The organism is Nonomuraea sp. NPDC003727 (assembly GCF_053586935.1).
Map to the genome: position 1 here is coordinate 303,806 of NZ_JBSFNE010000001.1, position 25,544 is coordinate 329,349.

The following is a 25,544-nucleotide window of genomic DNA, read 5'->3' on the forward strand; positions in this document are numbered from 1 at the left end:
TGGACGTCCGGGACGATACCGCTGGCCGCACGCGCGCTGGTACAGCCCGCTGTAGTGCCCGGCGGAGGCCGGTGACGGATAATGATCGCCGTACGGCGTCGTGAGGAGGTGCGCATGCGTGACCGTGCGTTCTCCGGCTCGCTCTACCTGCTGGGCACGTTGGCCACGGCCGTGGTCACGGCGCTCGCGTTGCCGGTGCTGCTCGCGCCGCCGGCGGCGCGGGGCTGGGCGGACTGGCACCATCAGCGGGCCGGCAGGCTGCTCGGCGTTCCGGCCGACGGACGGCCGGGCGGGCGGCGGGATCTCGCCTGGGCGCTCGCGCACGTCGCCGTCGGGTTCCCGCTCGGGCTGGCCGCCCTGATATGCCTGGGCAACATCCTGGTCGCCGCGGTGGCGTCGACATTGTGGTGGGCGTTTCCCGCCGACGCGCGTCCCACCCTGTTGTCGTTCTTCGATGTCCATGTGGGCGATTGGCAGACCGCGCTGGTCGGGGGCTCGGTTCAGATCGCCGTCCTCGGTGCGGCGGCCTGGTGGGTGCTCCCGACACTGGCGCGCCTCCACGCGCGGCTGTGCCTGGCGGTGCTCGCGCCGTCGGCCCGCGAGCGGCTCACCGAGCGGGTCGACGTGCTGACCAGGAGCCGGGTCGGCGTGGTCGACGCCCACGGCGCGGAGCTCCAGCGGATCGAACGCGATCTGCACGACGGGACGCAGGCGCGCCTGGTGGCCATCGCCATGCAGCTGGGCATGGCCAGGGAGTCACTCGCCGACGACCCGGACACGGTCGCGGCGCTGCTCCAGCGGGCGCACGAGACGGCGGAGGAGGCGATGGTCGAGCTCCGGACGGTGCTCCAGACGATCTACCCGCCGATCCTCGCCGACCGCGGGCTCGAGGGGGCGCTGACGGCGCTGGCTACCCGGTCGAGCGTGCCGGTCCACGTCGAGCTCGCCGATCTGGGCGCGCTCCCGGCGGCCGTCGAGGCGGTGGCCTACTACGTGATCGCCGAGGCGCTGACGAACGTGACCAAGCACGCCGCCGCCACGCGGGCGGCTCTCAGGATCGAGCGCGCCGACGACGTGCTGTCCATCGAGGTCACCGACGACGGAAGGGGCGGCGCCGATGAGGCGCGCGGCACCGGGATCCCCGGGATACGCCGGCGGGTCGCCGCCCTGGACGGCGCGGTCCGCCTCGACAGCCCGCCGGGCGGCCCCACCACGCTCGCCGTCCAGGTGCCGTGCGGGCCGTGATCGCGGAGGACGACGTCCCCTCTTCCGTGATGCTGAATGCTCAGTCGGTCGTGGCCCGGGGCGCGGTGGTGGCGAGCTGTGCTTCGTGGTCCTGCCTGACCTTGCGCAGGAAGTCCACCGTCCACAGTGGCACCGAGGGCAGCGCGAGCGCGAGGATCAAGAACAGCCCGGCGAAGGGCAGGGCCCACAGGTAGACGACGTGGATCGAGTCGGCGACGGCCTGGGAGACGGTCGTGTGAACGGCGGGCGGCAGCGCGGCCCCCTCGGACATTGCCTGGCGCGCGATCTCCTCGGCTGATCCAGGAAGCGCAGGCGCCTGTTGCTGCAGCTCGTAGGTCAGCCGGCGCACCAGGATGGTGCCGAACAGGGCGGTGCCGAGCGCGCCGCCCATGGAGCGAAAGAACATCGCGGCCGCGGAGGCGACGCCGAGGGACCGCGGCTCGGCGGAGTTCTGCATGATGAGGACCAGGAGCTGGATCGCGCAGCCGATGCCGGCACCGAGCACCAGCATCTCCAGCGCCATCAGCCACGCGGGGGTGCGGGCGTCGAGCTGGGTGAGCGCGGCGAACCCGGCCAGCGCGAGCACGGCGCCTGCGACGGGGAAGGCGCGGTAGCGGCCAGTGGCCGACACCCGGCGGCCGACGGCGGTCATCGTGACGACGACCCCGAGCATGAGCGGGGTCAGCGCCAGCCCGGACAGCGAGGCGTTCATGCCGCGCACGGCCTGGAAGTACTGCGGCAGGAAGACCACCGCGCCAAGCAGCAGCATGCCCAGTACCAGCGAGGCGGGAACGGCGACGGCGAAGGCGCGGGCGCGGAACAGGCCGAGGGGGAGCACGGGGTTGGCCGCGCGGCGCTGCACGGCGGTGAAGGCGACCAGCAGGACGACGGCAGCCGCCAGCAGGCCGAGGATCTGCGCGGAGTACCACGCATGGTCGCGTCCGCCCCAGACGGTGACGAGCATGACGCAGGTGACCGCGCCGACCAGCAGGGCCGCGCCGAGCAGGTCGACCCGCCCGCGGACCGGGCTGTGGGCGACGGTGAAGAACCGCGCGACGAGCAGCAGCGCGATCAGGCCGATCGGCACGTTGATATAGAACACCCAGCGCCAGTCGAGGTAGTCGGTGAACAGTCCGCCCAGCAGCGGGCCGCCGATGCTGCCGGCGGCGAACACGGCCCCGCTGTAGCTGAGCGCCTTGCCGCGTTCGTGCAGCGGGACGAGGTCGGCGATGCCGGCGCTGCCCAGTCCGACCAGGCCGCCGCCGCCCAGTCCCTGGACGGCGCGCAGCGCGATGAGCGTCCCCATGTCGGGGGCCAGTCCGGCCAGGATGGAGGAGACGATGAACACGCTCATGGCGATCAGCGCCATACGCCGCCGGCCGTACATGTCGCCGAGCTTGCCGTACAGCGGAGCGGTGGCGGTGGTGGTCAGCAGGTAGGCGCTGACCACCCATGCGCTGGCCGACAGGCTGCCCAGATCATGGGCGATGGCGGGCAGAGCGGTGGCGACGATGGTCTGGTCGAGGGTGCTCAGCAGCATGCCCAGGGCCAGACCCGCCATGGCGAACCCGTTGCGGGGTACGAGGTTGGTCTTCGTCATGCCGACCACCCTGCGACTTGAAGTGTGCTTGAAGTCAAGCGGGCGGCTGCGGTCGGGCGGAGCGGACGAAGCGCTGGAAGTCCGGGCAGTCGACCAGCGGGTCGTGCAGGCAGACGGAGGCATGCAGAAGGCTGTCGCGCATGAGGGCGAGCTGGGCGATGCGCTCCTCCAGGTCGGCCGCCTTGGCCTGGAGGCGTGCGCGCAGCGCGCTGTCGGTCGGTTTGGCGGCGAAGAGCTCGGCGATCTCCGTGAGGGTGAACCCGGCGTTGCGCGCGGAGGTGACCAGCGCCAGGCGGTCCACCGTCGCCGGGTCATACGTACGGCGCAGCCCGTTGCGGCCGGTCGCGCCGATGAGGCCCTTCTGCTCGTAGAAGCGCAGCGCTGAAGGCGCCAGTCCCGAGCGCTTGGCGACCTCGGCGATGTCCAGCAGGCCCTCGTCCATGATCCTCCTTGACTTGAAGCGCACTTGAAGTTGCAGCATATGTCGCATGACGAACAAAACGCGCGACCGCGTCCGCACCCTGGGCCTCAACCACGTCAACCTGGTCGTCGCCGACGTCGACCGCTCGGTCCGCTTCTACACCGGCAGCCTCGGCATGGAGATCGGCGGCGTCACCCCGGAGATCACCTTCCTCACCACTCCCGGTACCGGTGACCAGCTCGCGCTGCAACAGGCCGGCGGTGACCTCGACCGCGCCACCGGCAAGACCCGGACCGCGGGCGACTCTGGGGGCGTGGACCACATCGGCTTCGACGTCGCCGACGCCGCGACGCTCCAGACGCTGATCGACCAGATCCACGGCGGCGGCGGCACGCTGCTCATGCAGTTCCCCGACGAGAACGGCCTGCCCACCGCCTTCGTCACCGACCCCGACGGCTACGTGCTCCAGCTCACCGCCCGCCGCGCCTGACGTCCTGTTCACCGTCCTCGGGCTGAAGCTGCTCGGGGGACGGCATCGGCATCCTCGCCCCCTGATCAGAAACCCCACCGGGACCGGCTGCCAAGCGCGATCGAGTGTGGCCCGCGGAAGCGTGCGCAAGACACTAGCTGGTACGCCGGGTGTTCATCCCGTTGACGGCCGCGGGGCCGCCGGATCGCGAGATGTCGTCGAGGTGGCCGAGAACTTCCGAGGGGAGGTCGAGGGCCAGGCCGGTGAGGTAGCCGCGGAACTGGTCGAGGGTGCGGGGTCCGATGATGACGGAGGTGAGGCCCGGCCGCTGCCGTACCCATGCCAGAGCCACAGCGGCCGGTGACATGCCCAGATCGGCGGCGGCCCGCACGACGTGGTCGGCGATCACGAGGTTGCTCGCGTTGAGCAGGCCGTCGGCCCAATCCCTGGCCATGGGCGAAGGGGAGGCCGGCAGCCGGCCCATCCGAGTATCCGCCTGCGCGCACGAACGCTGGACGTTCTCTTCGGCGGCTTCAGGAGCGGGCGCTGAGCCGGAGAGAGAACATCCTCCAAGACCGCGCCTGGCAGATCGGCCGCCGCGGCTACGTCCGCGGCGGCCACCACTCCGTCCTCAACGCGCGGATGCGTGAGCCGGGCGCCAAGTGGGGCCCGGCCGGCGCGCTCCGCGGGTCGGCCCCGCCAAGAAGACTCAGGCCGTAGGGCCGGTGCTCGCCCACTGGCCCGCCTGGCCGAGATCGACCACGTCAAGACCGAGGGCCGCGGGGTCGCCACGCGGTTGGCCGGTGGTGGGGTCGAGGGGCGTGGGGGCACGGCCCGGGGGGTCGGCGGCGGCTACGACCGGACGCTGGAGCGGTCTCGCCAGGCGGCGGACAGCATCTGGCCAAGGGTCAAGGTGCTGAGGCCGAACATCAGGACGCCCAGGGGGACATGGAGCGAGGTCATGCCCGCGATGCCCAGCGCGACCTGCGCCGACGCGAGGACGAGGAAGCCGGTGGCGTACAGGATGGGACGGGGTGTGCCGCCACCCGGGCGCCAGGCCAGGACCGCGGCGAGCAGGTACAGCATCGTCGTGCCGTACATCACGGGTGATCCGATGTGGTGCAGCTCGGTGTCGTGGGACGCGAACAGCATTCCGGCGGTGGCCGCCTGGAAGAAGATGCTCACGGTCTGCACGGCGACCGCGATCTTCAGGAAGGTGCGGCCGCCGTGCGCTGCCGTCGTCTGTCCGGTCATGGTGCGTGGTGTCCCTTTGCTGGCGGGCGGCAGTGGATGAGTGGTGTTTCGGTGGTCCGGTTTGTTCATCGCAGGGTGAGCGGGGTCTCGGAGGCGACGCGGGTCAGCTTCTGCGGGTTGCGGACGTAGTAGAGGCCGGTGATGCGGGCGTCCTCGACGCGCATCGCCAGGACGCCGTCGAGCTCGCCGTCCACGCGGATGATGAGTGCCGGGTTGCCGTTGACCACGGTGGGGTCACCGGTGAGCGTGAACCGGGCCTTGCCGAGGCCGCCGACGATGAAGCGGGCCACCTTGCCGGCGCCGGTGATCGGCCGCGGCGCGGCCCGCTTGATGCCGCCGCCGTCGCTCACCAGGACGACCTCGGGGGCGAGCACATCAAGGAGGGCCTGCAGGTCCCTGGTCTCGAGCGCGGCCTGAAATGACTCCAGGGCCGCCCGAGCCTGGCTCGGGGAGACCGCCTCGCGGGGGCGGCGGGCATCGACGTGCCGGCGGGCGCGGTGCGCGATCTGCCGGACGGCCACGGGGCTCTTGTCGACGGCGGCCGCGATCTCCTCGTAGCTGACGTCGAAGACCTCGCGCAGCACGAAGACGGCACGCTCGGTCGGCGAGAGGCTCTCCAGGACGAGCATCAGCGCCATCGACACGCTCTCGGCGAGCTCGGCGTCCTCGGCCACGTCCGGTGTGGTGAGCAGCGGCTCGGGCAGCCAAGGGCCGACGTACGTCTCCTTGCGGCGTTTCATGGTGCGTAGCCGGTTGAGCGACTGCCGGGTGGTGATCCGGACGAGGTAGGCGCGCTGGTCGGACACCTGTCCCAGGTCGACCTTGATCCAGCGCAGCCAGGTTTCCTGCAGGATGTCCTCGGCGTCGGCCGCCGAGCCGAGCATTTCGTAGGCGACGGTGAACAGCAGGTTGCGGTGGGCAACGAAGGCTTCGGTGGCGGAGTCCATCGGGCCGTCACCGGGGGGCGGCCCGACCTGGCCCGCCGTTGGCCCGCTGCGCTCGTTCATTGCCGGCTCCTGCCTGTTCGCTTTCCGCCTTGCTCCGCGCACAAGACACCGGCCCTCACCGCCGTGTGACACCCGTGATCGGTGGCATACGTCACATGACCGCGCTGTCACAAAGGTCGGGTCGCCGGTGCCTCATGGTCGTCGGGACGCCACGCGGACGATCCACGCGGCACCACGACGTCACGAGTGATCGCCTTGGCCCCGTCGCGTGGTGACCGCCGCGCGACCGCCACCGCAGAGAGAACGGTAGGACATCATGAGCAAGGTCTGGTTCGTCACCGGTTCGTCCCGCGGCCTCGGCCGCGACTTCGTCGAGGCCGCCCTGTCGCGTGGCGACCAGGTGGCCGCGACCGCCCGCACCACCGCAGGCTTCGATGACCTGGTCGCCGCCTACGGCGAGGCGGTGCTCCCGCTCGAGCTGGACGTGACCGACAAGGCCGCCGTCTTCGACAGCGTCAAGCGGGCCAAGGAGCACTTCGGCCGGCTCGACGTCATCGTGAACAACGCCGGCTACGCCCAGATGGGCGCGATCGAGGAGCTGACCGAGCAGCACCTGCGCGACCAGCTGGAGACCAACCTGTTCGGCGCGGTGTGGGTCATCCAGGCCGCACTGCCCTACCTGCGCGAGCAGGGCGCGGGGCACATCATCCAGCTGTCCTCGGCCGCCGGTCTCCTGGCGATGCCGCTCGGCGGCGCCTACCACGTCTCCAAGTGGGCCGTGGAAGCCCTGAACGAATCCCTCGCCCAGGAGGTCGCCGACTTCGGCATCAAGGTGACCGTCATCGAGCCCGGCGGTTTCGCCACCCGGTCCGGCAAGAACCCCGATCCCCTCGACAACGGCCACATGGCCGAGCCCAACCCGATCTACGACGGCCTCCGCCGGCGCCTGGCCGGGTTCGCGGGCAAGCAGCCCGCCGGCGACCCGGCCGCCGCAGCCCAGGCACTGCTCAAGATCGTCGACGCCGACAACCCGCCCCTGCGGGTGCTGTTCGGCCTGGGCTTCTACCCGATGCTCCAGCAGGTCTACGCCGACCGGCTCAAGACCTGGGCCGACTGGCAGGACCTTTCGGCGGAAGCGCACGGCAACCTCGACCAGGAAGCTCGGTGAATGCATCTGCCGTCCGCTCAGGCGGCGCATCCGGACGCCCGCGATCACCGTCGGTGCGGGTCTGGTTCAGCCTCATGGCACGGACAGCAAGCGCAAGGCGAAGGGCAATGGTCACGGCGCCGGCGGTTGCCGCGACGCACAAGGCGATGAAGGAATCGGGCACCCAGCTCATCAGCTGGCGCAACTCGACAAGCTGAACCATGGCGATCGGGGGCAGCGCGCCCATCAGGCACCATGCAGCGGTCACGGTGGCGCGGCGCAGCCGTGCAGTGGGCACGCCTGGGCGACGCAAGAGGAGAGCTGATCGACCGGCCGCCAAGATCAGAGCCGTGGCCAGGGCAGTTGTGCCCCAGACGGTCGTGTAGTAGATGGACGCGGCGGCGTGATCGACGGGCGGCCGGCCGCCCGCCAACAGCCTGGCCGCATCGAAGCCGATCTCCATGACTGCTTCGTCATGGAGGATGCCGTGGAGGTTTACTGGAGGACCAGAGCGATGTTGCGCTCTGGCAGCAGGAACAGCATCGCCGAGTAGCCGGGGGTGGCGCCCGTGTGCCAGATGGCGGTATCGAGCGGCGCGTTCAGGCCGCCGACCCGCCAGCCCAGCCCGTAGCCGGTTCCGGTGCCGGTGGGCTGGAGCCGACCCTCTTGACGCATGAGCCGGATGGGATCGGGAGTGAGAACGCTCCCACCGTTGGCGCTCTTCCCTGCACGGAGTTGGACGGTCGCGAAGGCGGCCAGGTCGCCGAGGTCGCCGCCCAGGTAACCGTAGCCCGCGCCGTGGTTGTCGACCCCGTCGGCGGTCGCGGACGGCATGCCCCACAGGAGTTGGTGGCCCGGTGGCAGGTTCCGCCTCTTGGCGGACGCCGCGTCGGCGATCGCGCCGTCCATGCCCGCCGGGTGGAAGACGGCTTGCCTGAGATGGTCGGCGAGGGGGCGTTGGGTGACGGGCTCCACCACGGCTGCGAGGATCAGGTAGTTGGCGCTGGCGTAGGCGTATCTGGTGCCGGGAGGACCGAGAGGCTCCACATCGTCCAGAGCGCCGAGACGCTCGGCCGGGCGCGGGCAACTGGGGTCGAGGCAGTCGGTCACCTTGAAGGTGGCTGATGCCGGGATGCCGGCGGTGTGGTTGAGCAGGTGGCCAACAGTGACCTGGCGGCGTGAACGGAGTTCCAGCGGCCGATCTCGTAGCATCGATCATCGATACCGAACTCACCGCCATCTTCACCGGTGAATGCCGCCAATACACCAGAGAGACCGCCTGAACCGCCGAGCCTACGCGGCGAACGCCGCGTCGAACCGGTGGCAGCCCCAGTTCACCACGCGCTCGCCCTGACGGCTGGTAGGCGGTTCGCCTTCTCGCTGTGTCACCAATGCATGGCGGGCTAAGCCCGTTTTCCGCACGGCAGGTTGTTCGCAGATCCCTGGTTGCTGTGGTGATCGTCGTCGCGGTGTGACCCGGCCGGTGAAACAGCGCGCGCAGTGGGGCGCCAGGCCATCACCAACTGGCACGGGCCCGCGCCTACCGCGGACGCAGTAGATTCGCAGTTCGTGCGACATCTGCGGCAGGGAGAAGTGCCTCCGTCAGCAGGATGACCGGCGGCGGGTTCAGCGGACATAGTTCTGGCGTCCAGTCGTAGGAAGAGGAGCACCCCATGTCCGTGTTGTTCGTGCTTGCCGCGCCGATCTGTACGACGCCGACAGAATGCGCGGGCCAGGGTGTCGATACCTTCCTCGGGACCCCTGAGCGAATCTGGGCCAGTGTGGCCGCACTGGTCGCGCTGGGCGCCGTTGTCATCGGCTGGCTGGCGCTGCGCTCCGGCCGTGGCATCGGCGACGGTTGGCGGAAGGGAGCCATCGTGGCGCTGGTCGGGGGCCTGACCGGCGCGGTCAACGGCGCGGTGAATCTGGCTGTCGCCGACGGTGGTCTCGGCACCGGCAATGGAGTATTCGGAGGCGCCTTGGCCCTGGTGCTTGGGCTGGTCGGTGCGGTCCTCGGCGGGCTGGCTCTGGCTCGCTCCCGCCGCACCGAGCTGAGCGGTTGACCGCAGCGAACAACCACGCGATGACCTGCACCGCAGCGTCATACGCCGTCACATCAGCACACGAACAAGCGCCCTGCTCGGAGGATCGATCCCGCACCAGGCGCTGAAGTCCCCTGTCTCATGGGGTAACGACGTGTCCGAGTGGGTCAGGCGGATCCCGTTGATCAGCACGTTGATACGGCGGTCATTCTTCAGATACAGGGTGGTGACTGCCAGCGGGCCCTTGAACAAGCAGGCGGCCACCCGGCGGGTGCGGCCGATGGCGGCCCCGCTACCTGCACCGCGATGGCGGCGCCACCTTCACCCGCCCGCTGCCGCGGTCCTCGGGCCGAGGAACCGCCTCCGGGTGCCTCCGCGCATCAGCTGCGCGGCGCGTACATGATGACCAGGACACCGGCCAGGCAGATCAGCGAGCCGATGACGTCCCAGCGGTCGGGGCGGAAGCCGTCGGCGATCATGCCCCACAGCAGGGAGCCGACGACGAACACGCCGCCGTAGGCGGCCAGGATGCGGCCGAAGTTCGGGTCGGGCTGGAAGGTGGCGACGAACCCGTACAGCCCGAGGGCGATCACGCCGGCGCCGATCCAGATCAGGCCGCGCTGTTCGCGCAGGCCCTGCCAGATCAGCCAGGCGCCGCCGATCTCGAACAGCGCAGCCAGGGCGAACAACAGGAGAGAACGGGCGATCGTCATGGCCGTCATTGCACCAGGCTGGGCCATGGCGCGCGGCGGCGGGGCCACCGGCGGAGACGGGCACTGCCCGCGGGGACCGCTGCCTGGGAGGCTCCGGTGTCGGGGGCGGGATGGGCGTGTACAGCCGAATATTGACGGCCATGAATATCAGCAGGGGGTGAACGTCAGGTGGACGCGCCCTCCGCACCAGTCGCCGCGCTCCGGCGTTCCATACACCGGCGGGGCGGCGACCCGGCCGAGGACGTCGCCGTGGTCGGGGGTGAGCCTGATGGTGCTGCCCGCGAACCCCGCCCGCTGGACCCGACTGGCCGATGGCCTCAGCACCGGTACCGGTTTCAGCCTCGAACCGCCATGGCCTCAGCCTTCGAAACTCTCTGACCGTTCTCGAGCCTGTCATACGCAATCCGAATACGGCGCTCAGCCGTTCCGGTATGGTACGGCCGCGGATGCGCGAACGCACCCGCGGCCGTACCATTACTGTTATCGCCTGGCGATCTCCCGCTGGTCTGCTCGGTCTATCACGGGTCGCTCCGAAAGAGGCCGCTTCAGGTGCAGGTCATACTTGTAGTAGTACGCCATGAGGTTGGAGCTCATTCGTTCCTGCCATGGAAACAATGGCTCACAGGTGTCACTGACCTTGATTCCTATGGTCACCTTCGTTGCCGACTCGGATACGACCGTGTCCGTGATCTTCTCGCAGAATGTGCCATCTTCCGCGGGGGCCCCGAACGTGAGCGTGGCAGTCAGTGTGCGTCCGTCGGGGGCAACCGCGACGGAGTCGATGCTGTGCCAATCCGCCTGGCCTCCGCATGCGCTCAACAGAAGGGCTGCTGGAACGAGCGCGATGCCTCGCAAGCCGTAGCGGGATTTCGTCACGGGGCTACCTCGGTCTAGTCGAGTTTCCGCTTCTTGATATCGCCACCGAATGCGGCATATGCATACCATATATCCGTGGAGTAGTTCTTGCAGCTCAAGAGGATATTACTGTTCGCCTGATCGCGTCCGCCGCTGATGATGCCCTTGGCCACCACATCCCCTACGCTCGGATAGCCGGGCTGGATGATGGTGTAGACGGGTCCGCCGGAGTCGCCTTGCTGGCTGCATACCCCGTCCTTGGATCCCTCGAAGACGTTCTCGACCCGCTCGACCGTCGGATCAGTGGGGGAACTCCGGTACTCGGCCGACGTCCTGGCGTTCTGGACGACCCAGCCGCACAGTTCGCCCTTCTTGTAGCCGCCGGTGCAGTAGCGGTCGCCCTTGCGAGGGCTGCGGGTCCATTTACCGACGACCTCTCGTTTGGTCGTGGACGTGGGACCACCGGAGAAAATGGAGGCGGTGTGCACACGTGTTGTCAGCTTCATGCGCGCCAGGTCCCCATACTTGCCGGCGTTCGCCGGGTAGGGGATGGTGCCTACGTTGTTGCGATAGTTGGTCCCTGCCAGGTCGCCGAGCGTACCGGAATTGTCGGTCAGCCTTGCCGCCCCGGCGGGGGCCGTACCGTCCGGGAGGCAATGCCCGGCAGTGATGTAGTAGTTCTGGGACGCCGTGCCCCAGGCGAACCCTGTCGAGCAGCCACCGGCTGACGTCAGGTATCGGCTCCCACCGTTGATGTACAGGTCGAGATCACCGATCGTCTCGCCGACGACCCCGTCTTTCAGGCGGCACTCACGCTCCTTACCTTGCGCGTCCAGGGGGCACTTGTCCTCGGCCGCAGCATGCTGGACCAGGGGGATCGGACGCTCCAGGCCGGACCGCAGCCAGATGGAGACCGCGGTGACTCCGTAGCGTTGCGCCAACGCCAGCCGCAGCTGCGGGCTCACTTCCGTGGCCTGCAGCATGACCTGGTTCCGTTCCGGCCAGAGGCTGGCGGCCAGGATCTTGTCTCCGCCGGGGAGTTCGGCATCGAGATTGAGCACTTCAGCCATGATGGACCCCAGCTTGGCGGCACTATGGGGCACCATTTGGACGTTCGGGCTGAAGGTGAAACCTTCGGTTACGCCTGGGACACCGTCGCCATCCGCATCGGATTCGGCGCTGCCCTCGAACTCGCCGGAGACAGTCCAGTCAGAATCACCGTTGCTGAGGTAGGCCGTTCCCGAAACCGCCTCCGCGGCGATGCTCTGACCTTCCGCAGTCACAGCCGGTATGTGCACCGCTCCTGTCACCATGTCGACGAGAGGCGTCGCCAGCGCTGACGAATGAGCGGCCACGCGGGTGTCAGCCACGTCCAGGGCATGAGCTTGCGCCTCAGCCATCGGCAGGGAATCTCGTTGCCACCGGTCGGGGGCGGTGAAGACCTCGACCCCGTCGCTTCCGGCGGGGTTCACGATCGTCGGACCGCCGAAGCTCTGGTACGTGACCGTGAGCTTGGGCGTCGCCTCCGCTGTGCCGTACTCGGAGGATGCGAACCCACGGTAGTTGTCGTCAGGACTGCTCTCGTCCGGCGTGCGCAGTTCTAGCCCGTAGTTGGGCGAGTGGTTGGCCCAGCTGCGGACGATGTCGGTGATCGGCCACTCCAGCCGACCCTCACCGCATTCAGTCGAGTAGGCCTTCCTCACCGTCACGGCGCCTTCGAGGGTGGACGAGGGAGTGTTGTCCCAGGTGAGATTGTCCTTGTCCCACGCGCTGGTCACCCGACGAACCTGGATGCCATCCCCCACGATGTCGCCGCAGCCCGGAGCCTCGGTGTTCAACATCGACAGCTTGGCGTCCACCACGTCTTGGCTGGTGATGGCTGTGGCTTTGAATCGGAGGTAGGTCCGGTTGAGGATGCCGAAGATGGATCCGGCGGTGAGGAAGGGACGGGCGGGGTCGGCAAGCTGACCATCGTCGGCCACGTCCACGTCGGCGTCCAAGGACAGCGTGAACGCCGAACTGATGATGACAGGGTACGCGGTCGCGGGATCGTCGAGGAAATCCTGGTCGGGCGTGATGACGAGTTCTTGCTGACCTTGGCCGTCGTTCACTGTGGTCTTGACCCGGCCGGGCTTCCTGGCGGCGATTCCAGCCTTTTTGCCGTCGGAAGGTCTGGTGGTGATGCCGGCCTTGAAGGCGCCCGCGACCTTGTGCCGTGACGAATCGACGAGTTGAATGCGCCCGTCCTTTTCCGATTCGAGTCTCAGGCCACTGGCCTGCACCGGCAAGGCCAGTTTCACGGGGTGCGACATTCTCTCCCGGAGCACGACTTCCTGGCGATAGCCGGTGGCGAGGGCTGTGAGGACGAGGTCCGCGCCGGGGCCGGCAGCATCCCGGTACGTGGCCCTGTTGCCGGTGATTTCAGGAGCGGGGAGAGCGTTCGGCCAGTTCAGGCTGATCGACTGGTTCTTGTTCGGGCTGAACTTGGCCAGGGGCTTCTCGGTGCCCCCTGGAGAAATTTCGAGACCAGCTTTCGCGACCTTCGGTTGGAGAACGCCGTTCCTCTTCACAAGGGTGGGGTCGACCCACGCCCATGAGCCGGTCGCCTGCTTGATCCGAACGGGTTGGGACCATGTCTCGATGGTCATACGTCCATCGGGGTGCTTCGTGGCGCGCATTGTTTCGGTTGCGGCGCCGAGCATCTCCACAGGATGATCGGGGTTTTCATCGACGAGATTGGTGGTTTTCGGAGGCTCTGCGGACGCCACTGGGGGCTGAACCGCAATGAACCCGCTCACGATGAGTGCGGATCCTGTAGCAATTCGTAACCGCCGACTTTGACGTCCCGATAAGAAGCTTTGCACGTAACCGTCCTCTCGACATGATCAAGTAGGCGCGGTCACGTTACTTTGTCTGCCGACAAGTCATCAAGAGTTGTGTCAGCGTGAGGTTGATGATAGGGACGCCGGGTTGTTCTCCGCGGACGCGCTACTTTCGTGTCGTGAGCCACATGGCGGCCCGACTTGCCCGTTACCAGCGGAAACGTGATGACGGGCCTTCCTTGTTCGATCCGGTTGGTTACAGCGTCTACGGCTCTCTACCGCTGATCGTTCCCCATATGTTCCCTCAGGGAATCGGCATCGAGTCGCATCCCGGATGCGTTCCCGTCGCCGCCGTTTCCTGGCCATGGACGCATTTGGTGTAGACCCACAGGGTCTGCACCGGCCCGGCCACTGGCGGCCAGGGAGCGGAACGCCGGCGTCAAGCCACATGGGGACAGCCGCATGCCGGAGGTCGTGTCGAATGACCGAAGTGTTGTCGCCCAGCGGCCGGCTCGTTCGCGGGAGGAGTCATGCGAACGAGCCGGTAGCCCGTGGAGAAACCGGTGTGGGCCTTACTTCTGGGCGCAGAGCAGGGCGTCGAGGGTGTCGTCGACGCGCTGGGCGGCGGCGTCCGAGGTAGGGAGTGCTGTCACGGTGAGCGTGGCTGTCCGGCCGTCCTCGGTGATGCCGTTGCGGGTCTCGTAACCGGGGATGTCGCCGCCGTGGCCCCACGCGTGACCGCCGCAACTCAGCTTGATCTTCATCACGCCGAGCCCGTACTCCCAACCCGGCGGGAGCGCCTTGGCCTCGATCGTTCGCTTCATCTCCTTCAGCTGGGCCGGCTTGAGGAGCTTGCCGCCCATCAGCGCGTTCAGGAAACGGGTGATGTCGCGTGGGGTGCTGATGAGGTTGCCGGCCGTCCACCCCCAGGAGGGGTCCATCCGGGTGTATTCCACGAGCTCTCCGCTCTTGTCGGCGTGGTAGCCGTTCGGGTGGTCGCCGCGGATGGTCTGCTCGCCGACGCCGGGCCAGTAGGTGTCCCGCAGGCCGAGCGGCTTGATGATCCGGTTGGTGACCTCTTCTCCCATGGGCCGGCCCGTGACCTTCTGCACGATCAGGCCGAGCAGGACGTATCCCGTGTTGTTGTACTGCCAGGTCTTGCCGGGGGCGAACTGCGGCTTCTGCCCAAGGGCTTTGTCGATCAGGTCCCGTGGCTCGAAATAGGTGTGCCGGGCGCCCGTCACCGTCGGGAACCCCGTGTACTCCGGCAGGCCGGAGGTGTGCTGCAGCAGCTGGCGGGGTGTGATCTCGCGGCCGTCGTTGCCGTTGTCACGGACCACGCCGGGCAGGTACTTCTCGACGGGCGCATCCAGGTCGATCTTGCCCTCACCGGCCAGTTGCAGGACGACTGTGGCGGTGAATGTCTTGGTGTGGCTGCCGATGCGTACCATCCCGTTGACGGGCACCTTGACCTTCGTCTCCAGGTCCCCCACCCCGGCGGTGTAGTCACGCACCCGCCCGTCGCGTCCCCGCACCGCGGCGACGACACCGGGGAAGTCGCCGGTGCTGACCAACTTGTTCAGGCTCGTCTGTACGACGTCGTCGGGACTGGTCCGCGTGGTGGCGCCGGCGGCAGCCGTACCCAGACCGAGGGTGCCGGCGGCTACGGCTCCTACGGTGACCAGGGCCAGCAGACGGGTGGACGCTGGTGACATAGCGGGAAAAAGACTCATCAAGGGACTCCCTGCTGGATGACGACATGTGACGCTGCCCAGCATGTCGGCGGACATACGTCACGATCGATCCCGCATACCCGAATTGTCGGGTATGGCTAGCCCTACCGTCGTCAAGCTTCGACGCCCCCTCATTCGCGACGGCGTGTAGAGGAAGGCGTTCAGCCAGTAGAACGGCGTCCAGCTGTCGGCGGTGAACAGCCACACGACGCCCAGCACACCCCGCACCAGTGGCTCCGCGTGATGGCGGCGGCGACACCCGGCTGTGTGCTGCTGGAGCGGGTGATCCCCGCGCCGTTCGAGGTGGTGTGGGCGGTGGCCGCCGACCTGGAGGACGAGCTGCCCCGCTACCAGCCCGTCGTCAGGAGGTTCAGGGTCGCTCCAGGCGACGGCGACCGGCTCCCGGCCATGGCGTACGGCTGGCTGCCGATCCGCGAGCGCTTCGACGCCGTGCTGCGGCCTGGCTGGTGCTGGATGCAGAGCAGGTCCGTCACCTTCGGCCTGGCCGCGGTCCCGGTCAGCGGCGGAACCCTGCTGGCCCGCGCGGGCTCCACCCGCAGGCCGGGCCTGAAGCGGGTGCTCATGCCGATCCTGCGCCCGGCTCTGGAGAAGGAGCTCGACAGGTTCGAGGCGCGCGTGGACAGCCGACGCGCGCGCGGGCCGGCCTGCTGACGGGCCGGCCGCCCGCGAGGTGTCTCATCAGGCGCTTTCGGATTTTCGTGTTCCGGCTTGACCTTGCCCCAGGGTCAAGGTTCGACGATACTCCGCATGAACAACAACGCGCTGCACACCGTTGAAGCCCAGATCCACGACCAGGCCGCCGCCTACTGCGAGTCCAACGGCGTCCCCGGGTTCGTCGCCGGCGTCTACCACGCCGGTGAGCAGATCGTCGTCGCCCACGGCACCGCGAACGTCGCCACCGGCGCACCGATGCTCGACGACACCGGATTCCTCTTCGGCTCCGTCACCAAGGTCCTGACCACCACGCTGGTCCTCCAGCAGGTCGATCGTGGACTGCTGGACCTCGACACGCCGGTGGTGAAGTACCTGCCCGACTTCGCCCTGGCCGCGCCGGGCGCGGCGGACAGGATCCTGGTCCGTCACCTGATCGGCCACACCAACGGCATCGACGCGGACCTGTACTTCCCCGACGACAAGGGCCGCGACGCCCTGAAGGCCTACGTCGAGGGCCTCGCGAGCAGGTGCGGCACCCTGTTCGAGCCCGGTGAGCAGCTCAGCTACTCCAACGGCGGCATGATCGTCGCGGGCCGCCTGCTGGAAGTGGTGACCGGCCTGCCCTTCCACGACCTGCTCGCCCGCGAGGTCTACGCCCCGGTCGGCATGAAGGACTCCAGCACCTCCGCCGAGCAGGCCATCCTGCGCGGCACGGCGGTCGGCCACTTCCTGGACCCCGAGACCATGACGGCCAAGCCCACGACCATGTTCACGCTGCCCGACACCTGGGGACCGGCCGGCGGCACGCCGATCGGCACCATCGCCGACCTGCTGGCCTTCGGACGCACCCACCTCGCGGGTGGCGTCTCCCCCTCCGGCACCCGCGTCCTGTCGGCCGGGTCGACCGCCCTGATGCAGCAGGTCTCGTACGACATGGAGAGCCCGAACACCCCGCCGATGGGCCTGGGCTGGGTGCTGTACCCGTTCGGCGACACGACCGTCCTGGCCATGTCGGGCGCCTCGCCCGGCGGTGTCTCCCTCCTGTGCGTCCTGCCCGAGCACGACCTGGTCTTCGCCGCCTACGGCAACAGCCCGGGCGCGATCATGCTGCAGGACCAGCTCCTGCAATGGCTGCTGAGCGAGCACCTCGGCGTCCGGATCCCCAAGCTGGTCACCGAACTGCGGGAGGACGTCGACCTGACCCCCTACGTGGGCACCTACCGCTCCGACCAGCTCCGCATCGACGTCAGCATCGTCGACGGCCAGCTCGAGGAGCGCACGACCTACGAGCCGGCGGACGAGTCGCAGGAGCGGATCTTCACCGAGTTCGCCGGCGGCATGACCTCCGGCCCGCCGCAGCGCTACGTGCCGATCCGGCCGGGCCTCTTCGCACCCGCCGGCTACCCGCTGGAGGCGTTCGACGGATACCTGCGGCTGCTGCTCGTCTCCTACCACGACGTCCGCGACGGCCAGGCGCGCTTCCGCAACGGCGGCGGCCGCCTGACCCGCCGGGCCTGACCGCGCCCCGACGGGGTGGAAGGATGTCCGGCATGCTCACGATTGGCCAGCTCGCGGACTACGCCGGAGTGACCATCAAAGCCATCCGCCATTATCACGAGCGCGGTCTGCTCACCGAGCCCGACCGCGACTCGTCCGGCTACCGGCGCTACACCGCCGAGCACGCCGTCAAGCTCGTCAAGATCAGGACGCTGGCGCACGCGGGCGTGCCGCTGGCCCGCGTCAAAGACCTTGTCGACGCCGACCCGGACACGCTGACGGCAGCCATCGCCGAGATCGACCACAATCTCCAAGACCGCATCGCGCAGCTGCGGCGAACCCGCGATCAGCTCGCCCAGTTGAGCGGCGGCGACCGGCTCTTCGTCTCCCCCGAAGTCGCCGACTACCTCGACGATCTGCGCGAACTCGGCGTCAGCGAGCGCCAGGTGCACCTGGAACGCGACGGCTGGATCCTCATGCAGACAGCCTCACCCGAGGACGCCTGCGTGTGGATCACCGAAAAGCGCGAGCTCATGAGCGATCCCGAGTTCCGCGCCATCTACCTCGAACATGACGCCGCCTACGACTGGTCGCCGAGCGATCCCCGCCTGCCCGGCCTCGCGGACCGTACGCGGAACTGGTTCACCGGGCACCACAGCCCCTCCGAGACCCGCCCCGTGCACAACGCGACCATCGCGCGGTTGGCCGCGCAGTCCCAGCCCGGAGCCTCATCCCCGGCGTGGGACCGCCTCGCCCGGCTCATGGAGGGCTCGCCCTCGCCCGGTTCGCCGGGACGAGGCCAGGACGACCCGGGCGAAGGTCGGATCGCCGCCTCGTCCCGGGTCCGTTCCTGGTCCTGCGAGGCCGGGTCGAGCGAGGTGTGAGCGCCCGCTGATCACACCCGCATGCGCCAGGCGATGTCCCGCAGGGCGGCCGCGAGGCGATCCACGTCGTCCGTCGAGGTGAACAGTGCGGGGGTGACCCGCACGCAGTCGCCGCGTGTCACTCCCCCGCGCTGGACCGTGAAGATGCGATGGGTCTTCATCAGCGTGTCGGTGATGGCCACGTTGTCGGCCTGCGAGGTGCGGCCGGAGATGCGGAAGGCAGTGATGGTGCCGTACATCTCCGGCTCCTCCGGGGTGAGGATCTCCAGGTTGGCGATGTCTTTCACCTGGTTGACCCACCGCTCGCGCAGGTGGCGGAGCCGGGCCTGCTTGACCGCGGCGCCGAGGGACTCATGAAAGTCCAGTGCGGCGTCGACGGTGAGGATGGGCGCGACGTTCATGGTGCCGGAGTGGACGCGGGAGCGGATGTCGGTCGCGGGGAAGGTCTCGTCGGCGTAGAGGCGGTCCATGTCGGGCAGGCGATGCTTCCTGATGTAGAGGAAGCCTGATCCGAGGGGTGCGCTCATCCACTTGTGCAGGGAGAACACGGCGAAGTCGGCGTCGAGGTCGGCGATGGTGAAGTCGAGCTGTCCCCAGGAGTGGGCGGCGTCGACGATGACGTCCACGCCCGCCTGGCGGGCCATGGTGACGATCTCCCGCACCGGTGTGACGAGCCCGGTGCGGTTGTTCATGTGGCTGAGCAGGAGCAGCTTCAGGCCGGGGTGGTCGCGCAGGGCCCGTTCGTAGGTGTCGAGCACCGCCTGCCGGGTGGCGGGCTCGGGGATGACGATCTTCGCCAGGGACACCCTGCGCCGCTCGCGCAGCCAGTTCATCGCGTACTGCCCGCTGTGGTAGTCCAGGTCGGCGTACATGACGGTGTCGCCGGGGCGCAGGCGGTTGTACCCCGAGACGAGGTTCTGGAGCGCTTCGGTGCCTCCCCTGGTGAGCGCGATCTCCTCCCGGGAGGCGCCGAGCAGGGCGGCGATGCGGTCGCGGACCAGGTCGGCGCGCGGCTTGTACTCGGTGCGCAGCAGGTGGGAGTTGTGCTCGTTGAGGTGGTCGACGTTGCTGTGGTAGGCCCGCCGTACCGGCTCCGGCATGATCCCGTAGTAGCCGTTCTCCAGGTTGACGTAATCCGGGTCCACCCTGAACTGCCGCGCGACGGCGCCCCAGAATCGATCATCACGGGCGAGCGCCTCGGGAGTCACCTCGTCCGGTACGGCAGGCAGCGCGGAAGCCGCTGTCCCGCAGACCGGCAGCGCACCCAATCCGGCGATCACATGTCGTCTGGACAGCGTCATGAAAGCATCTCCGTATATGTCTCAAGAATCAACCGCAGGGCGGCCGAAGCCTCCGAGGACAGCATTCCTTTCATTCGCGGACGGGGCGACACAAAGCGCTCACGTTTTGCGAAACTGTTTGTCTTCGCAGGGCGCGTCCTGCCCGACCCCGGGCATCATCGACAGTGATGACTGCGACACGATCAACCCGCTCAGGCCGACCCGCCGCCACAAGCGCCAGCCGGATAATGGCGCAGGCGTTGGTCGTCCTCGCCATGATCGTCGGAGTCGTCTTCGCCCATGGCGGAGCATGTGCCGCGCTGGTGTTGTCGGAGGCGGCCGCGCATGACGTGCACGGTCACTCGCACGCGAGTGCTCCGACCGCGACGGCGATATCGCAGGTCACGGCATGCGCCCACGACGAACTCCCCGCGCGGCACCATCACGGCATGGAGCAGGACCTCTCGGTTCCGGCCGCCCCCTTGACGTCCTTCTGCCCGGCGGGTGCGCCACCTTCGCCGACGCAGGCGGCCCGCGTTCTCCACGCGCCGAATTCAGGCACGACACAGTTCTCCAGGACGGCCCTGGCCGACCTCTGCGTGATGCGCGCATAGGACGACGATTTCTCATTTCGTCATTCCTGATCAGGGCAGGGCGGTCGCTTCGTCATGCCCGAACAAAAGCCGATCACCTGAGGGATAAATGCCGTCTCCACTTTCTTTCGCGCCACTCCTCACCATGCCGTCGAGTCCCTATTCCTCGCTTTCCGTCGCGGTCGGCAACACGCCGATCACCTTCGTTTCCGAACCCTTCGTACCGGGCGGTGGCGGCTTCTGGGCGAAGCTGGAGAGCTTCAATCCCGGCGGGATCAAGGACCGGCCCGCGCTGCACATGGTGCGCCAGGCCCGCGCCAGGGGAGATCTCGCTCCAGGGGCCACGATCATCGAGTCGACCAGCGGCACCCTGGGCCTCGGTCTGGCCCTGGCGGGAATCGTCTTCGGCCACCCCGTCGTGCTGGTGGGCGATCCCGGCATGGAGCCGCTCATGCGGCGGCTGTTGACCTCCTACGGCGTGCGCCTGGAACTCGTCACCGAGCCGCATCCCGTGGGCGGCTGGCAGGAGGCCCGCCGCGCGCGGGTGCGCTCCCTGCTGCGGGACACACCCGGCGCCTACTGTCCCGACCAGTACAACAACCCGGACAATGTCGAGTCCTACGCCGGGCTGGCGCATGAGCTGCTGGCCCGCCTCCCGCACATCGACGTGCTGGTGTGCTCGGTCGGCACCGGCGGGCACAGCGCCGGCATCTCCAAGGTGCTGCGCCACCACTTCCCCGACCTCAGGCTCGTGGGAGTCGACACCGTGGGCTCCACCATCTTCGGCCAGCCGGCCAGGCCGCGGTTGATGCGCGGGCTCGGCTCCAGCATCCATCCGCGCAACGTCGCCTACGACTCCTTCAGCGAGGTGCACTGGGTCAGCGCCCCCGAGGCGGTGTGGGCCTGCCGTACTCTCGCCGTCCAGCACTACATCTCCGGGGGCTGGAGCACCGGCGCGGTCGCGCTGGTGGCCCGCTGGCTGGCCGGCACCTCCGCAGGCCAGACCATCGTCGCGATCTTTCCCGACGGTCCGTGGCGCTACTGGGACACCATCTTCGACGACAGCTACTGCCACGCCAACGGGCTGCTCGACGTCGTCCCCGCGGACGAGCCCGATGTGATCGGGGCGCCGTCGGAGCGCGAAGTCCACCGCTGGACGCGATGCGCCGGCGTGACCGACCCGCTGCCGTCCTCCAGCGGAGGCGCACGGTGATCGAGACGCTGCGGCAGTTCCGCTCCTTCGAGACGCCGATCAAGCTGGTGCAGGTCAACCAGGCCGGCATCAACCTCGGCTTCTACATGCTCATGCCGTATCTGGCCCAGCATCTGGCGACCGGCGTGGGGCTGGCCGCCTGGACGATCGGGCTGGTCCTGGGCCTGCGGAACCTGAGCCAGCAGGGGCTGTTCCTGATCGGCGGCACGCTGGCCGACCGGCTCGGCTGCAAGCGCGTCATCATGGCCGGCTGCGCGCTGCGCACGCTCGGGTTCGCGCTGTTCGGCCTGTCGACGGCGCTGCCGGTGCTGCTTGTGGCCGCCGCCGTGACGGGCTTGGCGGGCGCGCTGTTCAACCCGGCGGCCCGGGCCTACCTGGCCCGGGAGGCGGGTGACCGCAAGGTGGCGGCGTTCGCCGTGTTCAATGTCTTCTACCAGGGCGGCATCCTGCTCGGCCCGCTCCTCGGCATCGTTCTGCTGAAGGGTGGCTTCACCGTGGTGTGCCTGTCCGCGGCGGCGATCTTCGCGGTGCTGACGGTCCTGCAGGGGATCTACCTCCCGGAACGGCGGGACACGGCCTCGCCGGCCAGGCCCCCGGTCTCTCGTGAGTGGCGACAGGCGTTCGGCGACCGGGCGTTCCTGGCGTTCGCCGCGGCGATGATCGCCTCCTACGGCCTGTCGTTCCAGATCTACCTGGGCCTGCCCCTGGAGGTGCAGCGCACCGGTGGTGGCGATGGCTCGGTGGCGGTGCTGTACGCGCTGTCGGCCCTGCTCGGGATCGCCGGCCAGGTACGGCTGACCGCCTGGTGTTCCCGCCGCTGGACCCGAGGACGGGCGATGAGCACAGGGCTCGTCCTCATGAGCGTGTCGTTCGTCCCGATGGCCATGACCGCGCACCTGTCGCTGCCGTGGCCCTGGGCCGTCCTGCCCGCCATCGCCTGCACGCTGGTGCTCACGGCGGGCACGTTGGTCGCCTACCCCTTCGAGATGGCCACGATCGCCGACATGGCGGGTGACCACCTGGTCGGCACCTACTACGGGCTGTACAACCTGCTGTCCGGTGCGGGCATCCTGGCCGGCTATCTGCTGTTCGGGGCCATGGTCGACGTGACGGCGTCCACCGTCTGGGCGAGCCTGCCGTGGACGGCGCTGACCGTCGTCGGCCTCGCCTCGGCGGCCGCCGTCAGGCGCCTGGCGAACCGCGACCGGCTGGCCGCCGGACGAACGGCGGCGACCGCGACCTGACGTCGGGAGCGTCGCCGCTCCAGCCTCACAGGGAACGGTGGACCCAACGAGTCCCGCCATCTTCTACATTAGGTAGAAGTAACACTGAGCGAGCTCGACTGCCCCTGCAGCACAAGGCTGGGTCACTTCGGCATGCCCTGGAGACGGCGTGCCTGGGACGCGTTCGGCGCCATCAGGTCCGAGCCGAGGTCGGGCACCGATGGCGGAGGGAGCGGCATGCCGGACTCTGAAGATCGAGTGGAAGCCCGCAGGGCGAAGGTCGAAGCGATGCGAGCCGAGGACCGGCGCAAGGAGGCGCGCACGAAGAACCTCGCCGTGTCGCTCTCCGTCGTCGGTGTCTTCCTGGTGGTGGTCGCCGCCATGTTCGCCGTCAACCGCCTCGGTTCGGACCGGACGAACGCCGTCGCGGCCGGCGAGTCCCAGCTCGTCCGCGCCGACAGCCACCGCCTGCAGACGGCCGCGGACGGCAAGGTCACCTTGGTGGAGTTCCTCGACTTCGAGTGCGAGGGCTGCGGCGCGTACTTCCCCGTCGTCGAAGAACTGCGCAAGCAGTACGCGGGGAAGGTGACCTTCGTCGCGAGGTACTTCCCGATCAGCAGCCACTTCAACGCCGAGCGGGCGGCCCGCGCGGTCGAGGCCGCCGCCAGGCAGGGCAAGTTCGAGGCGATGTACCAGCGGATGTACGAGACCCAGAAGCAGTGGGCGGAAAAGCGGGTCCCGGCGGATGTCGTCTTCCGTGGCTTCGCCAAGGACCTCGGACTGGATCTGGCCGCGTGGGACAAGGCGTACGACGATCCCGCCACTCTGGAACGGGTGAGGAAGGACGCGAAGGACGGCGAGGCGCTGGGCGTGCAGGGCACCCCGACGTTCTTCCTGAACGGCAAGAAGATCGAACCCCGCTCGTCCGACGAGTTCAAGGCGGCCATCGATGCGGCGCTCGCCGGCTGACACCGCGGCCGCCCCGGCCGCCCGCACCCCTGCGAAGCACGACGGTCCGTATCCCCTGCTGCTGCCGCGACTTCTGCTGGTAGGCGGCGCGCTCGGTCTCGTCGCGGCCTTCGTCCTGGCCGTCGAGAAGATCGCGCTGCTGAGGAATCCCGCCTACGTGCCCAGCTGCAGCATCAACCCGGTCCTGTCCTGCGGCTCCGTCATGAACACGCCGCAGGCCGAGGCGTTCGGCTTTCCCAATCCCCTCCTCGGCGTCGCCGCCTTCGCCTGTGTGACCACCGCCGGCGCGGCCCTCCTCGCCGGCGCGCGGTTCCGGCGCTGGTTCTGGCTCGGGCTGCAGGCCGGGGTCACCTTCGGGGCGGTGTTCGTCCACTGGCTCGTCTACCAGAGCCTCTATGTGATCGGCGCGCTCTGTCCCTACTGCATGGTCGTCTGGGCGGTGACGATCCCGCTCTTCTGGTACGTCACCCTCCACAACCTCCGCGGGCACAAGGCGGCCAGAGCGCTGGCCGGTTACCACACCACCGTGCTGACCGTCTGGTTCATCGCCGTCATCACCATGATCGGCATCAGGTTCTGGTCCTACTGGAGCACCCTCATCTGATGTCCCTGCCGCGGCTCTCTCGACTCACGGCCGCGTTCGTGCGGGTCGTCATACCTTCCAGACGGCGATGCACAGCAGCGGAGCGACGAGAACGGCGACCGGCCCGCTCAGCAGCAGGCTGGCCGCCGAATAGGCGGCCGCCGGCACCCAGCTCGACTCCGGCCGGTGATCGAGCAGGCGTTCCAGTCGTTCGGTGAGCCCGGCGTCGGCGAGAGCGAACGTGGCAGCCCCCTGGCCGCCCGCCGGCGTCGCCATCTGCACCAGCGCGCGGGCCAGGGGCAGCTCGCCGTGAACGTGACGTGCGTGGTCGTCGGCGATCATCTCGAGCAGGACGGCGACGGCCTGCTCCGCCCTCGCCACCAGCGGCAGCCGGGGAAAGGCGTGCCTCAGCGCGAGAAAGGGAAGCAGAACCAGGTCGTGGCGGCCCCGAGCATGGGCGCGCTCGTGCGCGAGAACCGCGTCCAGCTCCTGGGAACCCAGCAGTTCCAAGGTCCCGCGGCTGAGAACGACGCGCCCGTGCCGGCCGGGCACGCAGTAGGCCACTCGCCGCTCGCTGGGCAGAACGTACACGTCGTGCATCGGCAGATGGTCCGCGACGACGTCGACCAGGAACCGCTGACGCCGTTGGTCGAGCACCGTCCTGGCGGTGACCCTGATCGTGTGGGCCAGCAGCCAGATGGACAGCCCCGCCGACCAGGCCAGCGCCACCACCTGCACGGGTCCGAGCCCGTCGAGCCCGTCTCCGGCGGCGATCTGACCCGCGAGCGTGTGCATGCCGTGTGGGAAGACGGCCTCGAGGGGCCACACCGCCGCGACCAGGCCGACGCCCACCGCGCCCAGGCCTCCGGCCAGCCCGACGGCCTGCCAGAGCACCAGGGCGGCGCGCGGATGGCGGTAAGCCCAGGCAGCCGAGGCGAGCCGCCGGGCCGTACGGCCTCCCACGACCACGGGAAGCAACGCGGCACCGGCGGCGATCAGCCAGACCGTCATGACGACGTTCCCTCCCGGGCGCCGAGCGCCTCGCGCAGAGCCGCCGCCACCTCGGGACTCACCGTTCCGACGAAGCGCTGAACCGCCGCCTCGATGTCGGTCGCCTCGTCGAGCGCGGCGCGCATGGCCTCCGCGACGACGGCGTCCTTCTCCACGGCGGCCTTGTACAGGTGGGCCCGTCCCACGCGTTCTCTCGAAACCATGCCTTTGCGCGAAAGCCTGACGAGCACCGTCAACACGGTGGTGATGGCCGGCTGCGAGGGAAGCCCGGCCGCGAGGTCCTGAGCGAACATACCGTCGGGCCGCTGCCAGAGGGACTCCATGATCGCCCGCTCGAGACTGCCCAGGTGCATCCGCGATGCCTCCCG

25 protein-coding genes are annotated in these 25,544 nt (G+C 68.9%); 11 read left to right on the forward strand and 14 right to left on the reverse strand.

Translation table 11 applies throughout. The features are described 5' to 3' along the window. The first annotated feature begins 114 nt into the window (after positions 1 to 114). On the forward strand, positions 115 to 1,245 hold the full coding sequence (locus tag ACWDLG_RS01585; protein WP_449914786.1) for a histidine kinase: 1,131 nt from the start codon (positions 115 to 117) through the stop codon (positions 1,243 to 1,245). Between the two features lie 40 nt (positions 1,246 to 1,285). Here ACWDLG_RS01585 and ACWDLG_RS01590 read toward each other — a convergent pair whose 3' ends face one another. Together ACWDLG_RS01590 and ACWDLG_RS01595 are read right to left on the reverse strand one after the other, a co-directional pair. After that, the gene (locus ACWDLG_RS01590; protein ID WP_449914789.1) at positions 1,286 to 2,845 is read right to left on the reverse strand and encodes an MDR family MFS transporter; all 1,560 of its coding nucleotides are present in this window, start codon (positions 2,843 to 2,845) and stop codon (positions 1,286 to 1,288) included. 34 nt (positions 2,846 to 2,879) lie between these two features. Continuing rightward, on the reverse strand, positions 2,880 to 3,287 hold the full coding sequence (locus ACWDLG_RS01595; protein WP_449914791.1) for a MerR family transcriptional regulator: 408 nt from the start codon (positions 3,285 to 3,287) through the stop codon (positions 2,880 to 2,882). Positions 3,288 to 3,333: 46 nt separating this feature from the next. Between ACWDLG_RS01595 and ACWDLG_RS01600 the strand changes: the two genes are divergently transcribed. Next, complete coding sequence (locus ACWDLG_RS01600) at positions 3,334 to 3,756, forward strand: VOC family protein (protein WP_449914793.1); 423 nt, start codon at positions 3,334 to 3,336, stop codon at positions 3,754 to 3,756. A gap of 133 nt (positions 3,757 to 3,889) precedes the next feature. Here the strand turns inward: ACWDLG_RS01600 and ACWDLG_RS01605 are convergent, their stop codons facing one another. The 3 genes from ACWDLG_RS01605 to ACWDLG_RS01615 all read right to left on the reverse strand — a co-directional run bounded on the left by ACWDLG_RS01605 (position 3,890) and on the right by ACWDLG_RS01615 (position 5,996). Continuing rightward, a complete protein-coding gene (locus ACWDLG_RS01605) occupies positions 3,890 to 4,219 on the reverse strand; it encodes an aldo/keto reductase (protein WP_449914795.1) in 330 nt (109 codons plus the stop codon). 368 nt (positions 4,220 to 4,587) lie between these two features. Next, entirely contained in the window at positions 4,588 to 4,989 is a 402-nt protein-coding gene (locus ACWDLG_RS01610) for a hypothetical protein (protein WP_449914798.1), read from the reverse strand. A gap of 65 nt (positions 4,990 to 5,054) precedes the next feature. After that, the gene (locus ACWDLG_RS01615) at positions 5,055 to 5,996 is read right to left on the reverse strand and encodes an RNA polymerase sigma-70 factor (protein ID WP_449914801.1); all 942 of its coding nucleotides are present in this window, start codon (positions 5,994 to 5,996) and stop codon (positions 5,055 to 5,057) included. Between the two features lie 256 nt (positions 5,997 to 6,252). On the opposite strand from ACWDLG_RS01615, the gene ACWDLG_RS01620 reads away from it, so the two are divergent. Continuing rightward, the gene (locus ACWDLG_RS01620) at positions 6,253 to 7,104 is read left to right on the forward strand and encodes an SDR family NAD(P)-dependent oxidoreductase (protein ID WP_449914802.1); all 852 of its coding nucleotides are present in this window, start codon (positions 6,253 to 6,255) and stop codon (positions 7,102 to 7,104) included. Here the strand turns inward: ACWDLG_RS01620 and ACWDLG_RS01625 are convergent. Together ACWDLG_RS01625 and ACWDLG_RS01630 are read right to left on the reverse strand one after the other, a co-directional pair. Next, complete coding sequence (locus tag ACWDLG_RS01625) at positions 7,034 to 7,546, reverse strand: hypothetical protein (protein WP_449914804.1); 513 nt, start codon at positions 7,544 to 7,546, stop codon at positions 7,034 to 7,036. The two genes, ACWDLG_RS01620 and ACWDLG_RS01625, sit on opposite strands and share 71 nt — an antisense overlap. Positions 7,547 to 7,578: 32 nt before the next feature. Continuing rightward, a complete protein-coding gene (locus ACWDLG_RS01630) occupies positions 7,579 to 8,295 on the reverse strand; it encodes a serine hydrolase domain-containing protein (RefSeq protein WP_449914806.1) in 717 nt (238 codons plus the stop codon). Positions 8,296 to 8,756: 461 nt separating this feature from the next. Between ACWDLG_RS01630 and ACWDLG_RS01635 the strand changes: the two genes are divergently transcribed. Then, positions 8,757 to 9,146: a DUF6223 family protein gene (locus ACWDLG_RS01635; RefSeq protein WP_449914808.1), complete on the forward strand. Its 390-nt coding sequence runs from the start codon at positions 8,757 to 8,759 to the stop codon at positions 9,144 to 9,146. 359 nt (positions 9,147 to 9,505) lie between these two features. Here ACWDLG_RS01635 and ACWDLG_RS01640 read toward each other — a convergent pair whose 3' ends face one another. The 4 genes from ACWDLG_RS01640 to ACWDLG_RS01655 form a co-directional block, all read right to left on the reverse strand. Continuing rightward, on the reverse strand, positions 9,506 to 9,838 hold the full coding sequence (locus ACWDLG_RS01640; RefSeq protein WP_449914810.1) for a YnfA family protein: 333 nt from the start codon (positions 9,836 to 9,838) through the stop codon (positions 9,506 to 9,508). 147 nt (positions 9,839 to 9,985) lie between these two features. Then, complete coding sequence (locus tag ACWDLG_RS01645) at positions 9,986 to 10,162, reverse strand: hypothetical protein (RefSeq protein ID WP_449914811.1); 177 nt, start codon at positions 10,160 to 10,162, stop codon at positions 9,986 to 9,988. Between the two features lie 566 nt (positions 10,163 to 10,728). Then, entirely contained in the window at positions 10,729 to 13,491 is a 2,763-nt protein-coding gene (locus ACWDLG_RS01650; protein WP_449914813.1) for a DNRLRE domain-containing protein, read from the reverse strand. Positions 13,492 to 14,087: 596 nt separating this feature from the next. Then, positions 14,088 to 15,230, reverse strand: a complete 1,143-nt coding sequence (locus ACWDLG_RS01655; RefSeq protein WP_449914816.1) for a serine hydrolase domain-containing protein — start codon at positions 15,228 to 15,230, stop codon at positions 14,088 to 14,090. A gap of 261 nt (positions 15,231 to 15,491) precedes the next feature. Between ACWDLG_RS01655 and ACWDLG_RS01660 the strand changes: the two genes are divergently transcribed. The 3 genes from ACWDLG_RS01660 (at position 15,492) to ACWDLG_RS01670 (ending at position 18,304) form a co-directional block, all read left to right on the forward strand. Further along, the gene (locus ACWDLG_RS01660; RefSeq protein WP_449914817.1) at positions 15,492 to 15,920 is read left to right on the forward strand and encodes a hypothetical protein; all 429 of its coding nucleotides are present in this window, start codon (positions 15,492 to 15,494) and stop codon (positions 15,918 to 15,920) included. Between the two features lie 96 nt (positions 15,921 to 16,016). Further along, entirely contained in the window at positions 16,017 to 17,441 is a 1,425-nt protein-coding gene (locus tag ACWDLG_RS01665) for a serine hydrolase domain-containing protein (RefSeq protein ID WP_449914820.1), read from the forward strand. Between the two features lie 32 nt (positions 17,442 to 17,473). Beyond that, complete coding sequence (locus tag ACWDLG_RS01670) at positions 17,474 to 18,304, forward strand: MerR family transcriptional regulator (protein ID WP_449914823.1); 831 nt, start codon at positions 17,474 to 17,476, stop codon at positions 18,302 to 18,304. A gap of 11 nt (positions 18,305 to 18,315) precedes the next feature. Here the strand turns inward: ACWDLG_RS01670 and ACWDLG_RS01675 are convergent, their stop codons facing one another. Beyond that, positions 18,316 to 19,605, reverse strand: coding sequence for an aminotransferase class V-fold PLP-dependent enzyme (locus ACWDLG_RS01675; protein ID WP_449914825.1), 1,290 nt, complete (start codon positions 19,603 to 19,605; stop codon positions 18,316 to 18,318). A gap of 717 nt (positions 19,606 to 20,322) precedes the next feature. On the opposite strand from ACWDLG_RS01675, the gene ACWDLG_RS01680 reads away from it, so the two are divergent. The 4 genes from ACWDLG_RS01680 to ACWDLG_RS01695 all read left to right on the forward strand — a co-directional run bounded on the left by ACWDLG_RS01680 (position 20,323) and on the right by ACWDLG_RS01695 (position 24,186). After that, on the forward strand, positions 20,323 to 21,390 hold the full coding sequence (locus tag ACWDLG_RS01680; RefSeq protein WP_449914827.1) for a PLP-dependent cysteine synthase family protein: 1,068 nt from the start codon (positions 20,323 to 20,325) through the stop codon (positions 21,388 to 21,390). Then, positions 21,387 to 22,634: an MFS transporter gene (locus ACWDLG_RS01685; protein WP_449914829.1), complete on the forward strand. Its 1,248-nt coding sequence runs from the start codon at positions 21,387 to 21,389 to the stop codon at positions 22,632 to 22,634. Before ACWDLG_RS01680 ends, ACWDLG_RS01685 begins: the two co-directional genes overlap by 4 nt. Before the next feature lie 267 nt (positions 22,635 to 22,901). After that, positions 22,902 to 23,582 (forward strand): DsbA family protein, encoded by a 681-nt coding sequence (locus ACWDLG_RS01690; protein WP_449914831.1) that lies wholly within the window; start codon positions 22,902 to 22,904, stop codon positions 23,580 to 23,582. After that, positions 23,563 to 24,186: a vitamin K epoxide reductase family protein gene (locus tag ACWDLG_RS01695; protein WP_449914834.1), complete on the forward strand. Its 624-nt coding sequence runs from the start codon at positions 23,563 to 23,565 to the stop codon at positions 24,184 to 24,186. Before ACWDLG_RS01690 ends, ACWDLG_RS01695 begins: the two co-directional genes overlap by 20 nt. Positions 24,187 to 24,234: 48 nt before the next feature. On the opposite strand, the gene ACWDLG_RS01700 is transcribed toward ACWDLG_RS01695, so the two are convergent. Beyond that, on the reverse strand, positions 24,235 to 25,176 hold the full coding sequence (locus tag ACWDLG_RS01700; protein WP_449914835.1) for a M56 family metallopeptidase: 942 nt from the start codon (positions 25,174 to 25,176) through the stop codon (positions 24,235 to 24,237). Continuing rightward, the gene (locus ACWDLG_RS01705; protein ID WP_449914837.1) at positions 25,173 to 25,529 is read right to left on the reverse strand and encodes a BlaI/MecI/CopY family transcriptional regulator; all 357 of its coding nucleotides are present in this window, start codon (positions 25,527 to 25,529) and stop codon (positions 25,173 to 25,175) included. Before ACWDLG_RS01705 ends, ACWDLG_RS01700 begins: the two co-directional genes overlap by 4 nt. Positions 25,530 to 25,544 lie beyond the last annotated feature (15 nt).